Consider the following 13,391-nt stretch of genomic DNA (forward strand, 5'->3'; position numbering starts at 1 on the left):
GGTGGAAAGATCGTTCATGGAGCCAGCTTCGCCCCACGCTCCTCCAACAACGCGCGCAGCACTGACCGATGACAATGCGCTTCATCCTCGCAATAGCAGCCGACCGACAGGTGGGTCTGGTGCGATAGCGCGGCCAGCATGTCGAGCAGGCGCGCGGCATCGCCGTCGCGCATTTCGGTGCGGAAGTGGCGCACGAAGGTTTGCCAGGCTTTTTCGTCGTGCTGGGATTGCGCGGCCTGCGCTTGCTTGACAAGCTCGGGCGTTGGCGAAAGCAGCGGCATCCAGACGTCGTAGAAATCGCGGCTGGCGAATTCTTCCTTGGGCACGCCGCGCGGTGGGCGCCGCACGGTGCCGATGCGCAAGCCTTCATCGGGGTGACGCGGCTCGCCGAGCCGGACGATGCGTAGTGCCATGGAATGTCTCCGTGTGGATGCTGCGCGCTGCCTGCTTACGAACCCTGTCTGCTCTGCACCGTCGGAAAGAACAGATCCTTCCACGACGCCGGCTTGTTCTTGAGCGTACCCACGCGCTGCATGAACTCAGCATAGTGTGCGACGCCCACCGGCGTGGTCGTGAAGCGCGAGTCCGGATCGTCCAGGATCTTCTTCACCTCTTCCGGCGAACTCTTCACCTTCGATTGAGTGATGTAGATCTGCGCAGCCTTCGACTTGTCCTTGGCGATGAGCGCGTTCGCCTCATCCAGCGCCGCCACGAACGCCGCCGACAGCTTCGGGTTGGCCTCGTAGAACTTCTTGCTGGTGTAGGTCATGTCCAGCGTGATGTTGCCGAGCACGTCGACCGTGTTGAACACGCGGTGCAGGCCGGGTGCAGCAGCCTCGGTGTACGAGAACGGTGGCGAGGCCATGTGGCTGTTGATCTGGCTGCCGCCGGCCAGCATGACGGCGGTGGCGTCAGGGTGCGGCAGCGGCACGGTGATCGGATCGAGCTTGTTGAACTGCTTGTCGCCGAAGGTCTTGGCGGCGGCCATTTGCAGCACCACGGCTGGCAGCGAGGTCTTGATGCCCGGCACGGCGATGCGGTCCTTGTCGGAGAAATCCGCCAGCGTCTTCACGTTCGGGTTGCGCGTCATCAGGTACATCGACGAGGAGCTGAGCGACGAGAGCCCGCGCACTTCTATCGCGCTGCCGCGCGTCTTGTCCCACAGCGTGAGGAAGCCCGGCACGCCCAGCGAGGCGATGTCCAGCGCGCCCGAGAGCATGGCGTCGTTGATGACGTTGCCGCCGTCCAGGATGCGGTAGCTGACCTTCACGTCGCCCAGGCCGGCGGCTTTGGCTTGCTTCTCCAGCAGGTGCTCACTGGCCATCACCATGATGGGCAGGTAGAGGATGCCGTAGCCGTGGGAGATGCGGACTTCGCTGGCTTCAGCATGCGCGGTGCTGACGGCGCCGGCCAGGAGCGATGCGGCCAGCGTGGCGGCCATGGTGAAACGGAGGATGTTGCGGCGGGGTTGCTGCATGGGTTTGTCTCCTTGTTGTTTCTTGGTGGTGCATCCTGGGTTTCGTCCCCTGCCGGGGCCGACTCACTTTCTTTGTCTTGCCAAAGAAAGTAAGCAAAGAAAGGCGCGCCCGATGCGGCGAAAGACCCCTTGAATTTCTGTGACCGTGCGGAGAAGGAGGCAAACTCGCTTCGCTCAAACAGGCCTCCTTCTTTTTTCCGCCCACTCACAAAAATTCAAGGCGCCGCATAGGGCAGGGTACGGCCAAACCGTCTGGGGGCGACTGTAAGCGCCTGGACGGTTTCGGTAGCCTCGCGCGCTCCCTTAGTTCTGCATGCCCCAGCGCTTGACGGTACGGGCTTCAAGCGTACGGAACACGAGGTTCTCTACCAGCAGGCCGATGATGATCACCGTCAGCAGGCCGGCGAACACTTCGGGAATTTGCAGTTGGTTCTTGTTCTCGTAGATGTACCAGCCGAGGCCGCCCTGGCCGGAGCTGACGCCAAACACCAGTTCCGAGGCGATCAACGTGCGCCATGCGAAGGCCCAGCCGATCTTCAGGCCAGTGAGGATGGACGGGAATGCGGCGGGGATCAGGATCTTCGTCAGGTATCCCATGCCGGATAGCCCGTAGTTGCGGCCCACCATGCGCAGCGTGTTCGATACCGACAGGAAACCGGCATGCGTGTTGAGCGACACCGCCCACACCACCGAATGCACGATCACGAAGATCAGGCTGCCGTTGCCCAGGCCGAACCACACGAGGGCGATTGGCAGCAGCGCAATGGCCGGCAGCGGGTTGAACATGGCGGTGAGCGTTTCCAGGAAGTCCTGCCCGAGCCGGTTGCTGATGCCGAGCACGACCAGCGCGCAGGACAACGCCAAGCCGAGCGCGTAGCCTGCAAGCAGCGTTTGCATCGACGTGCCGATGCGAGCAAACAGCGTGCCGCTCGCCAACCCTGCCCACAGCGCCTGCACGGTGTCGGAAAAAGTCGGAAGCAACAGCGGGTTGTCGAGCCAGCGCGCCCCGCCTTCCCACACCAGTGCGAGCACGACGAGGATGACGACCTTGCGCAGCCATGCCTGTTCGTACAAACGCTCCGCAACGGAGAGGGGTTTTTCCACCACGCCGATGCGCTCGAACGCCACGGGCGTGCTGTAGACGGGCGCGCGGTTGCTGATGTCGGTGGTGGCCGGCATGGAAAGGGTTTCAGTCTGCATGGGTTTCCTCCACCGCGCGGGCGAACAGCATGTCGTGGATCTCGGCTTCGAGGGCTTTGAAGCGCTCCGGGTCATCATCGCCGCGCGCAAGGCTCGGCAGTTCGGCGCGTACCTGGCCGGGATGCGGCGACAGGATCAGGATGCGGCTGCCGCAGCGGATCGCCTCCGGAATCGAGTGCGTGACGAACAGCACGGTGAAGCGCGTTTCGTCCCACAGCTGCAGCAACTCGTCCTGCATCTTGCGGCGCGTGAGCGCATCGAGCGCGGCGAAGGGCTCGTCCATCAGCAGCACGTCGGGCTCCATGGCCATGCCGCGCGCAATCGCCACACGCTGCTTCATCCCCCCAGACAGCATGTGCGGGTGGTGGTCGGCAAACTTCGTGAGGTTGACCTTGTTGATGTAGTGCAGCGCGCGCTCTTCGGCTTCACGCGCGCCCAGCTTGCCCGTGGAGAGCAGCGGGAACAGCACGTTTTCCTTCACGGTCTTCCACGGCAGGAGCTGGTCGAACTCCTGGAACACCATCATGCGATCCGGCCCCGGCTTCGTCACGGGCTGGCCCTTGAGACGGATCTCGCCCTCGGTGGGTGTGAGGTAGCCGCCGATGGCCTTGAGCAGTGTCGATTTACCGCAGCCCGACGGCCCAAGCAGGATATAGCGCTCGCCGGGGTAGACCTGGAAATCGACGCGGTAGGTGGCCGTCACCAGATGCTGGCGTGTCTTGTACTGCAGCGTGACGCCGCGCACGTCCAGCAGCGGCGGTGCCGTTGGTGAGTTGGCCTGCATGATGTTGTCTCCTGTGTGTGTTTTTGTCGGTATGAGCGGCAGCAAGTGTGGGGGCGTTACCGGATATCCACGTGGTACCGGAAGTGCGCCGCCGCGCCGCGCGAACGCCGCCATTCGAGCGGCACCCGGTCGTAGCCGCGCGCAACGCGTTCGATGACCATCACCGGATCGCCGGGCTGGATGCGCAACAGGCGCGCATACGTTGCGTTGACGGCTTCGGCGGTGAGCGTTTCTTCGGCGCTCGCAATGATCTGGCCGCAGTGCGATTCGTACAGCGGATACAGCAGGTCGCCAAACGCGTTGAGTTCCAGCGTGGCGAGCGACGCAAAACGGTCATATGGCAACCAGATTTCTTCGGCCAGCATGGGTGCGCCATCCAGCAGGCGCAGCCGGGTCAGGCGAATGACCGGTGCGCCGGTTTCAATCTGCAGGCCTGCAGCCGGTGCCGACGGGGCATCCAGCACGTCCCGCTTGAGGATGCGGCTCTCAGGAATGCGCCGCTCGCCGCTTTCACTCTGGAAGCGGAAGAAGCGGAACAAGGAACTGGCAAAGCTGGCACGCCGCACAAAGGTGCCACGGCCCTGGAAGCGTTCGAGCAGCCCTTCGGCCACCAGTACGTCTACGGCTTTGCGGACGGTGCCGACCGCCACGTTGTACGTCTTGGCAAGCTCGGCTTCGGTCGGGATGGCGTCGCCCGGGCGCCAGTGCTGTTGGGCGATCTGCGCGGCCAGATCGTCGCGCAATTGCTGGTAGCGGGGCAGGCGGAGATCGGCGGGCATGGGATATCGAAAGTAGTTAACTATTCATCTATATGACTTGACATTGTAGGGAGCTGGGGGGCGGAGGGCATTACAGGAAAACCCGCAGGGCCCGGTCAGATCGACACGGGCCCTGCGGGTTTTTGGGAGGACTGCTGGATGAGGAATTAACGCGTCGCGCGAGCCGAAGCCGGCAATGGCTCCATCTGTTGGGCCTTCGGACGGCGCAGCAGCCGCAGCGCATACCAGGCCAGCACAAGCGCACCGATGGCGAACACGATGTCACCCGGCACACGCAGCCAGACCAGCGTTTCCATCACTTTCGAGTGCACCACTTCCGGCGAGCGGGCGTACCACATGCCCTTGGTGACACTCGCCCAGGCCTGATAGATGCCGGCCGGCAGCAGCGACATGAATACCATCATCGCCAAGCCGATGTTCAGGCCCCAGAACGCGGGCTTGAGCAGGCGATCGGCATGCAGGCTGCGCGCATACAGGCCGCGCAGGCAGAACAGCATCAGGCCGATACCGAGCATGCCGTACACCCCGAACAGTGCAGCGTGCCCGTGGGCGGCCGTCATGTTCAGACCTTGCACGTAGTACAGCGAAGCGGGCGGGTTGATGGCAAAGCCGAGCAGGCCGGCGCCGACGGTGTTCCAGAAGCCCACGGCCACGAAGCACAGCACGGGCCACTTGTAAGCGTTGAGCCATGGCGTGCCTTGCGTGCGCCGATAGTTCTGCAGCGCTTCGAGCCCGATCAGCGAAAGCGGCACCACTTCCAGCGCAGAGAACACTGCACCCACCGAGATGATCGAGGTCGGTGTCCCTGTGAAGTACAGGTGATGCAGCGTGCCCAGAATGCCGCCGAACAGGAACACGATCGTCTCGGCCACGATGGCGCGGTTGGCGCTGCTGGCGCGAATCAGGCCCAGGCGCGTGAAGATGAGCGCGATGACCGCGGTGGCGAACACTTCAAAGAAGCCCTCGACCCACAGGTGGACGAGCCACCAGCGCCAGTACTCGATCATCGAATAGTGCGTGTGTTGGCCCCACACCAGCGAAGTCGAATAGAACCCGCCGATGCAGGTGGCCGACAGGAACACCATGGCGATCAGACCGCGCGATTCCGACGGCGTCTTCAGTGCCGGCCACAGGGCACGGCCCAGCAGCACGACCCAGAACAGCAGGCCGACAAACAGCAAGATTTGCCACACGCGGCCCATGCTGGTGTATTCCAGCCCCTGGTTACCGACCCAGAAGCCGAAGTCTGCACCGCGATGTTGCAGCGTGCCGAGCCAGCCGGTGGCGATGGACCCCACCACGATAAAGATCAGCGCCCAGAACAGCAGGTCAACGCCCAGCTTCTGGAACTTCGGTTCACGCCCCGACAGCAGCGGCGCAATGTACAGGCCCGTGGCCAGCCATGCCGTGGCAATCCACAGCACGCCAAGCTGCGTGTGCACGGTGCGGCTGATCACGTACGGCAGCACCTGCGCCAGCGGAATCCCGAAGAACGATTCCCCTTCCACCGCATAGTGCGCGGTGATGGCGCCCATGCCGATCTGCACCAGCATCAGGCCGATCACGGCAAAGAAGTACTTGCGCGTGGCCTTCATCGACGGCGTGGCCACCACGTTGAGGAACGGATCGGCCGGCAGCGGCGCAGCCTCCTCTTCGTGCTTGCTGCTGCCGTGCAGCCACAGCATGGCGGCAATACCGCCCAGCAGCAGCACGATGCTGACCATCGACCACACTGCCGCACCGCCGGTCATTGTGTTGCCTACCAGCGGTTCATGCGGCCAGTTGCTCGTATACGAGATGTCGGTCTCGCCTGGGCGGTCGGCGGCCGCGGCCCACGACGTCCAGAAGAAGAACGCCGCCAGGGCTTCACGATCGGCCGCCTCCGGCAGCACGCCGGTGGCCATGGCGTATTGATCGCGCAGCGTTGCCAGCGACGGATCGGTGCCGAACAGGGCCTCGAAGTGCTGGGCCACACCGTGGATGGCCTCTGCGCGCTCACGCGACACGGTCAGGATGTCGTGATTTGCGTCGTACGTATTGCGGCGCATTTCCTCCTTCACGCTGGCGTCGACGGCGGCTTGCTGCACGGTCGTCAACGGCGCATCGGTATCGAACTGCTGATGCGCGCGGATGGCTTGCAGCGCTGTGGCTTCACGGTGCAGCCAATCGGCAGACCAGTCAGGTGCAACGTAGCTGCCGTGGCCCCAGACGGTGCCAAGCTGCTGGCCGCCGGCTGCCAGCCAGGCTTCCTGGCCGCGCTGGATCTGCTCACCGGTAAAGAGCACCTCGCCCACAGAGGTGACGACGGCATGCGGAATCGGCGGCGCTGCCAGATAGATCTGCCGGCCCAGATAGCCCAATGCTCCGAACGACAGGATGAAGATCAGGCCGAGCCACCGCCACAGCCTTTGATTGGTTTTCATGACAAGGTTCCTTGCAGGATGCAATCGGAAATTCAGGCGCCACCACCGCAACCACCGCAGCAGTGGCCGGCACTGGCGGCAGACGCCACCTTGGTGATGGCCACGCGCCACGTGCCGGGGCCGCGCTCAAGGTAGTCCCAGGAAAACTGCCCCGGGCGTTCGACTTGAAACTGCGACTGCAGCGGCCGCGGATCGTGATCGTTGATCAGCTCCAGGCTCTGCCCGATGCCGAGTTCCCCAAAGGCGGAGAAGATCAGCGGATGGCGCTCGCGCGGCGCCAGCACGCGGAGGTCGAGCTGGATGGTGGAGGCGGACTGTGTCATGGGGATTCCCTCTGTGGGTGTCGCATCAAAAAGATGCATTAAGGATGCAACTATATTAGTGAGTGAAATCCCCGGTGTTATTGATGTATATCAGATGCTTGTTTTATGGGTGCCTTGATGTCGCAAATCAGGCCACGGCTGGGCTTGCGTGCCACGCGGTGGGGGTGGATGGGCCGGTCGGGGCGGGTTTTCGTTTGCGCTGTATCAAAGCCCTAATGGCTGCCGGGGCCTAACGTGGAGCGGACGACACCAGACCGATACACGGGGGAAAAAATGAGCCGTCTTCACACCGTCCGCAGCCTGATGCGCGCGGGCTTGATTTCTGTGGTGCTGGGCGCACTGCTTGCGGGCACTGCGGCCCGCGCCGCCAGCGCCAAGTTGCCGGGTGACTTCGGGCCGCCACGCGGCGAGCCGATCCACGCCGTCCTGACGAGTCCACCGCTTGTGCCGCCGCCGGTGCACCGGAACTATCCAGCCAAGGTCATCGTGGAGCTGGAAGTGGTCGAGAAGGAAATGCAGATCTCCGAAGGGGTCAGCTACACCTTCTGGACGTTCGGCGGCACCGTTCCTGGAAGTTTCATCCGCGTGCGGCAGGGCGACACGGTGGAGTTCCACCTCAAGAACCACCCGAGCAGCAAGATGCCGCACAACATCGACCTGCACGGCGTGACCGGGCCGGGCGGCGGCGCAGCATCGAGCTTTACCGCCCCGGGCCATGAATCGCAGTTCACCTTCAAGGCGCTGAACGAGGGCATTTACGTTTACCACTGCGCTACCGCACCCGTGGGCATGCATATCGCCAACGGCATGTACGGCCTGATCCTGGTCGAACCGCCCGAAGGCCTGCCCAAGGTTGATCACGAGTACTACGTCATGCAGGGCGATTTCTACACCGCCGGCAAGTACCGCGAGAAGGGCCTGCAGCCGTTCGACATGGAAAAGGCCATCGACGAACGCCCGAGCTACGTGCTGTTCAACGGTGCGGAAGGCGCGCTCACCGGTGACAAGGCGCTGCACGCCAAGGTGGGCGAAACGGTGCGCATCTTCGTGGGCAACGGCGGGCCCAATCTGGTCTCCAGCTTCCACGTGATCGGCGCCATCTTCGATCAGGTGCGCTACGAGGGCGGCACCAACGTGCAGAAGAACGTGCAGACCACGTTGATCCCGGCGGGTGGCGCGGCGGTTGTGAAGTTCACCGCGCGCGTGCCTGGCAGCTATGTGCTGGTCGACCACTCGATCTTCCGTGCCTTCAACAAGGGTGCGCTGGCCATCCTCAAGATCGATGGGCCGGAGAGCAAGCTGGTCTATTCCGGCAAGGAACTGGATTCGGTGTACCTGGGCGATCGTGCCGCGCCCAACATGAGCGCCGTCACCAAGGCGACCGAGGCGTCGGTGAGCGGCACGCTGACCGTGCAGGATCAGGTGCAGGCAGGCCGCGCGCTGTTTGCGGGTACCTGCTCGGTGTGCCACCAGGGCAATGGCGCCGGCTTGCCGGGCGTGTTCCCGCCGCTTGCCAAGTCGGATTTCCTGGCGGCAGATCCGAAGCGCGCCATGAACATCGTGCTGCATGGCCTGAACGGCAAGATCAAGGTCAATGGCCAGGAATACGACTCCGTCATGCCGCCGATGACACAACTCAATGACGACGAGGTCGCCAACATCCTGACCTACGTGCTCAACAGCTGGGACAACCCCGGCGGCCGCGTGAGCGCAGAAGACGTCAAGAAGGTGCGTGCCCAGCCGGCGCCCGCCAAGGCCGTGGCCGAACATTGAGCGGATCTGCACGACCATGTCCCGCCTGACCTCGCACATTGCTGCCATGTTGATGGCGCTGGCCAGTGCAACCGCACACGGGGCCACCTATGTGCGGTTGCCCGGCGGCGACTTCGACAGCGTGCTGCCCCAGAACGCGCCGGGGCAGCCGCAGCGGGTGCGCATCGAGCCGTTTGAGCTGCGCTCCACGCCCGTCACCATCGGCGAGTTCCAGGCCTTCGTGCAACGCCACGAGGCCTGGCAGCGTGGCCGTGTGCCGCAAGTCTTTGCCGGTAAGGCCTACCTTGCCGACTGGGCCGATGCGACGCACGCCGATGCGCAGGCGTCGCTGCAAGCGCCGGTGACCGGCGTGAGCTGGTTTGCCGCCCGTGCCTATTGCGAAAACGAAGGCGCTCGGCTGCCGACATGGCTGGAATGGGAATCCGCCGCCGCGGCCGACGCCACACGCACAGACGCCCGCGACGACCCGCAATGGGCACAACGCATTCTCGGCTGGTACGAGCGGCCCGCCACGCGTGTGTTGCCACCAGTGGGCGGCCCAGCGGATGTCCATGGCGTGCGCGATATGCACGGTCTGATCTGGGAATGGGTCGACGATTTCAACGCACTGTTCATTGCCGGAGACAGCCGCACCCAGGGCGACCCCGACAAGCAGAAATTCTGCGGCGCCGGTGCCATCAGCATCGTCCGCCGCGACAGCTATGCCGTGCTGATGCGCGTGGCGTTGCTGTCTTCCCTTGAAGGCGCAGACGCCACAGGCAGCCTCGGCTTTCGCTGCGCCCGATCCCTCAATGGAGATCATCCATGATGTTCACGACTTTTATCCGACGCGCCTTTGTGGTGCTCCTGCTGGCCGGCGCAACAGCCGGTGCCCATGCTGCGGGGCCAGCGCCCTCGGCCTCGCTGTATCAATCCGATGTGGCGCTGACCGACCAGAACGGCCGCGTCTTTCACCTGGCGGATCTGCGCGGCGAGCCGGTGCTGGTGAGCATGTTCTATGCGTCGTGCCAGATGGTCTGCCCGATGATCTTCGAGACCATTCGCGCGACCCTAGCCAAGGGCGGCAAGCCCGCGCACGATGGTGTGCGGGTGCTGATGGTGACGGTCGACCCCGAACGTGATTCCGTTGCGGCGCTCAAGAAGACGGCCAGCGCGCATGGCGCCGACGACCGCTGGCAAGTCGCCCGCGCAAACGCCAGCGGCACGCGCGAGGTGGCGGCCCTGCTGGGCGTGCAGTACCGACGCTTGGCAGATGGCGATTTCAACCATTCGAGCACGATCCTGCTGCTGGACGCAGAAGGGCGCATCAACGCGCGCACCAATACGCTGGGCGCGGTCGATCCGAAGCTGGTGGATGCGATGCGCAAGCTGGTGGCGGCGCAGCGCTAAGCGCGCCGCGCCGCATACTTAGGCTTTGGTGTAGGCGACGACCGTCTGCATCTGCTCGCCAAGGCCGTCGATGCCCAGGCGCATGGTATCGCCGGCCTTGAGATAGCGCGGGGGCTTGGCTCCCATGCCGACACCGGGCGGCGTGCCGGTGCAAATGAGGTCGCCCGGGTGCAGCGTCATGAAACGGCTGACGTAGCTCACCAGATGCGCCACGCCAAACACCATGGTGGCTGTGTTGCCCCGCTGCGCACGTTCATCATTGACGTCGAGCCACAGGCCAAGCGCTTGCGGGTCGGGCACTTCGTCACGCGTGACCAGCCACGGGCCGACGGGGCAGAAGGTGTCGCAGCCCTTGCCCTTGTCCCACGTGCCGCCGCGCTCAAGCTGAAACTCGCGCTCGGATACATCGTTCACCACGCAGTAGCCGGCCACATGTGAGAGCGCTGCTTCGCGGGAAACATCGCTCGCCGTCTTGCCGATCACCACACCGAGTTCAACCTCCCAGTCGGTCTTTTCCGAGCCGCGCGGCAGCATGACGGCATCGTTGGGGCCGTTCAGTGCGCTGTTGGCCTTGAGAAAGATGATGGGTTCTGCGGGTGGCGGCAAGCCGGCTTCTGCTGCGTGGTCGGCATAGTTCAGGCCGATCGCGATGATTTTGCCGATGCCCGTCCATGGCACACCAAAACGGGCATCCGGCAGCACCGGTAAGCTCGCCATGTCGACGCCTGCGAGTCGCGCGAGGGCGGCATCAGACAACTGCTGCGGCCCCAGCTCGCTGACCACGCCTGACAGGTCGCGCACGCGGCCTTGCGTATCGATCAGGCCCGGACGTTCTGCGCCGGGTGCACCTACGCGTACGAGTTTCATTGCGCTCCTTTCTTGGGGGATTCCTTGGTTGATCGGGTTGGGCGGCTGGCCTCGGCGAGGCTGTTTGCCACGACGCTCAGCACTTCCTTGGCGGTGTTCTCGGAGTGGTGCCGCAGCACTTGTGCAAGGCGCGGGCGCCCTGGCTCGCGAAGGGCGGCCATGATGGCTTCGTGTTCTTCGTGCGATTCCTGCCAGCGCAGCATGTCCGCGTTGGCTGCGCCGCGCGCGCGGTGCACCCTGCTCATCAACGCCGCATAAATGCCGGCCAGTACGGGGTTGGCCGTGCCGTCGATGATGAGTTGGTGAATTTCCTGGTTGATGCGGAAGTACTCGGTGCGCCGGCCTGCCGCGTGCGCGTCGAGCATCGCCTGGTGCCTGCGTTCCAGGCGCGCAAGAGCCACCTCGGACAGACGGGCCGCCGCCAGTTCTCCTGCCGTGAATTCCAGCCCATGCAGCGTTTCGAAGGTCGCGCGCAGTTCATCGAGATCGAGCGGTGCAACGCGGTAGCCGATGTACTGACGATGCAGCACCAGACCCTCGGCCACCAACACCTTGAGCGCCTCGCGCAGCGGCGTCTTGGAGACATCGAACATTTCACAGAACGCACGCTCGTCGATACGGGCGCCGGGCGGCAATTCGCCTTCTTCGATGAGGGTGCGCAGACGCGAGGCGATTTCGGCCGACATGCCGAGCGTGCGCAGGCGAGGGGATTGGAGCAGCGGTTGGGTCACAGACGTCACCAGAATGGGGAAGATGCACCACAAAAGGCTATCACACACCGATATTATGCTTTTGGTATGCAATAAAATCAATGACTTACAGATGTTGTAATTACAGATTACGTATCCTATACTCAGCCACGTTGCGCAACACAAACCAATCAAATCGACTCAGGAGGTCGTTTCGGTGGGTGAAGGCGGGAGGATCGGCGTCAAGACCGGCCTCCCAGCCCGCTTCTCGAAAGGGCTTTCCGAGCTACCAGGAGACACGCGTAATGGAAACCGCAAGCCAGGCCCCGGCCATGGCGCTAACGGAGACGAAGAGCTCTGTGCGCTGGAAGATTTTCTTGATGATGTTGATGCTGATTTCCATCAACTACGTCGACCGCGCATCGTTGTCAGTCGCGATGCCGCTGATCGCGAAGGAATTCAACATCGGCCCCGCGGTGCAAGGCTTACTGCTGAGTTCGTTCTTTCTGACGTACGCGCTCATGCAGATCCCAGGCGGCATGCTGGCCGACCGGTTCGGCCCGCGTGTGGTGATTGCCGGTGCCACGCTGGGCTGGGGCTTCTTCCAATCCATCGCGGCCCTGTGTACCGGTTGGGTGCCGCTGCTTGTCACGCGTCTTGGCCTGGGTGCGGCTGAGGCACCCATCTACCCCGCCGGGGGCAAGCTCAACGCCATCTGGATGACACAGAACGAACGCGGCCGCGGTGCCACGCTGCTCGACGGCGGTGCGCCGCTGGGTGCGGCACTGGGCGCGCTCATCATCGCCGGGCTGATCGCCGAGTTCAATTCGTGGCGCACGTCGTTCGTGGTGGCTGGTATCGGCACGATGGTGGCAGGCCTCTTCGCGTGGTGGTACATCCGCAACCACCCGCGCGAGCATCCGTCCGTCAATGATGCTGAAGCTGCCTACATTGAAGAGGCACACGCAGCCGACCAGGCTGCCGAGCCCGCCGCCTTGAGCGGCAACGTGCTGGACTTCTTCAAGTACCGCTCGGTGTGGGGCATGTTCTTCGGCTGGATGTGCTTCAACGCACTGTTCTACGGGTTGTTGACGTGGATGCCGACATACCTGTCGAAGGTGCACGGGCTCGACATCAAGGAGATGGGCGGTGCCGTCTTCACGATGTTCTTCTCCGGTTTTGTGGGCGAGATGGTCGGTGGATGGATTGCCGACAAGTGGATGGCCACCGGGGCATCGCGCGCCCGCGTGCTGCGCACCCTGTTCGGCATCGCTTCGGTATTGGCCACGATCGCCATCTACACGGTGGCGCGCTTCAAGGATCCGGTTGTGGTGGTGGCACTGTTGTCGACCACTCTGTTCTTCCTGCGCTGGTGCGGTCTGTTCTGGTGCATTCCGTCGATCCTGGGTACGCGCAAGCGTGTCGGTTTCCTGGGCGGCACGATGAACCTGGGCGGCAACTTCGCAGGGGTCGGCATGCCGATCATCGTCGGCCTGATCGTGCAGGCGACCGGTTCGTACGACATGGCGCTGATGCTGTTTGCAGCCGCCGGTGCGGGTCTGTTCATCTGTTCGACGCTGCTGATCGACTACAGCAAGAAGCTGCCGGTCTAAGGTGCGATGCACTCACGTAGGCCGATGCCATCTACGCCTGCGGCGCGGCGTTTGCTCCTGACTTCCGGCGACAA

Annotated in this window: 13 protein-coding genes; 4 read left to right on the plus strand and 9 right to left on the minus strand. The window is 63.7% G+C overall.

Annotation, left to right across the window (positions count from 1 at the left end):
- Positions 1 to 14 precede the first annotated feature (14 nt).
- The 7 genes from ACUXH0_RS05585 to ACUXH0_RS05615 all read right to left on the minus strand — a co-directional run bounded on the left by ACUXH0_RS05585 (position 15) and on the right by ACUXH0_RS05615 (position 6,986).
- Positions 15 to 413 carry a DUF488 domain-containing protein gene (locus ACUXH0_RS05585; RefSeq protein ID WP_004627833.1) on the minus strand — a complete coding sequence of 133 codons (399 nt, stop codon included), beginning with the start codon at positions 411 to 413 and terminating at the stop codon, positions 15 to 17.
- A gap of 35 nt (positions 414 to 448) precedes the next feature.
- Positions 449 to 1,477 (minus strand): ABC transporter substrate-binding protein, encoded by a 1,029-nt coding sequence (locus ACUXH0_RS05590; protein WP_012430124.1) that lies wholly within the window; start codon positions 1,475 to 1,477, stop codon positions 449 to 451.
- 303 nt (positions 1,478 to 1,780) lie between these two features.
- Positions 1,781 to 2,677, minus strand: a complete 897-nt coding sequence (locus tag ACUXH0_RS05595) for an ABC transporter permease (RefSeq protein WP_012430125.1) — start codon at positions 2,675 to 2,677, stop codon at positions 1,781 to 1,783.
- A complete protein-coding gene (locus ACUXH0_RS05600) occupies positions 2,667 to 3,461 on the minus strand; it encodes an ABC transporter ATP-binding protein (RefSeq protein ID WP_012430126.1) in 795 nt (264 codons plus the stop codon). Before ACUXH0_RS05600 ends, ACUXH0_RS05595 begins: the two co-directional genes overlap by 11 nt.
- Before the next feature lie 56 nt (positions 3,462 to 3,517).
- Positions 3,518 to 4,240, minus strand: coding sequence for a GntR family transcriptional regulator (locus ACUXH0_RS05605; protein ID WP_012430127.1), 723 nt, complete (start codon positions 4,238 to 4,240; stop codon positions 3,518 to 3,520).
- A gap of 146 nt (positions 4,241 to 4,386) precedes the next feature.
- Positions 4,387 to 6,663 (minus strand): nitric-oxide reductase large subunit, encoded by a 2,277-nt coding sequence (locus ACUXH0_RS05610; RefSeq protein ID WP_004627828.1) that lies wholly within the window; start codon positions 6,661 to 6,663, stop codon positions 4,387 to 4,389.
- Between the two features lie 32 nt (positions 6,664 to 6,695).
- Entirely contained in the window at positions 6,696 to 6,986 is a 291-nt protein-coding gene (locus ACUXH0_RS05615; protein WP_004627827.1) for a DUF2249 domain-containing protein, read from the minus strand.
- Positions 6,987 to 7,259: 273 nt separating this feature from the next.
- On the opposite strand from ACUXH0_RS05615, the gene nirK reads away from it, so the two are divergent.
- Genes nirK through ACUXH0_RS05630 form a run of 3 tightly spaced genes read left to right on the plus strand, consistent with a single transcriptional unit; the run spans position 7,260 to position 10,148 of the window.
- On the plus strand, positions 7,260 to 8,759 hold the full coding sequence (gene nirK / locus ACUXH0_RS05620; RefSeq protein ID WP_012430128.1) for a copper-containing nitrite reductase: 1,500 nt from the start codon (positions 7,260 to 7,262) through the stop codon (positions 8,757 to 8,759).
- Positions 8,760 to 8,775: 16 nt separating this feature from the next.
- The gene (locus ACUXH0_RS05625) at positions 8,776 to 9,567 is read left to right on the plus strand and encodes a formylglycine-generating enzyme family protein (RefSeq protein ID WP_004627824.1); all 792 of its coding nucleotides are present in this window, start codon (positions 8,776 to 8,778) and stop codon (positions 9,565 to 9,567) included.
- Positions 9,564 to 10,148, plus strand: a complete 585-nt coding sequence (locus ACUXH0_RS05630; RefSeq protein WP_004627821.1) for an SCO family protein — start codon at positions 9,564 to 9,566, stop codon at positions 10,146 to 10,148. Before ACUXH0_RS05625 ends, ACUXH0_RS05630 begins: the two co-directional genes overlap by 4 nt.
- An 18-nt stretch (positions 10,149 to 10,166) precedes the next feature.
- Here the strand turns inward: ACUXH0_RS05630 and ACUXH0_RS05635 are convergent, their stop codons facing one another.
- Together ACUXH0_RS05635 and ACUXH0_RS05640 are read right to left on the minus strand one after the other, a co-directional pair.
- The gene (locus ACUXH0_RS05635; RefSeq protein WP_004627818.1) at positions 10,167 to 11,015 is read right to left on the minus strand and encodes a fumarylacetoacetate hydrolase family protein; all 849 of its coding nucleotides are present in this window, start codon (positions 11,013 to 11,015) and stop codon (positions 10,167 to 10,169) included.
- Complete coding sequence (locus ACUXH0_RS05640; RefSeq protein WP_012430130.1) at positions 11,012 to 11,779, minus strand: GntR family transcriptional regulator; 768 nt, start codon at positions 11,777 to 11,779, stop codon at positions 11,012 to 11,014. Before ACUXH0_RS05640 ends, ACUXH0_RS05635 begins: the two co-directional genes overlap by 4 nt.
- A gap of 230 nt (positions 11,780 to 12,009) precedes the next feature.
- On the opposite strand from ACUXH0_RS05640, the gene ACUXH0_RS05645 reads away from it, so the two are divergent.
- Positions 12,010 to 13,317: an MFS transporter gene (locus ACUXH0_RS05645; RefSeq protein WP_004627814.1), complete on the plus strand. Its 1,308-nt coding sequence runs from the start codon at positions 12,010 to 12,012 to the stop codon at positions 13,315 to 13,317.
- The last annotated feature ends 74 nt before the right edge of the window (positions 13,318 to 13,391 follow it).

The sequence above is a fragment of the Ralstonia sp. 110700041-2 genome (genome assembly GCF_056280165.1).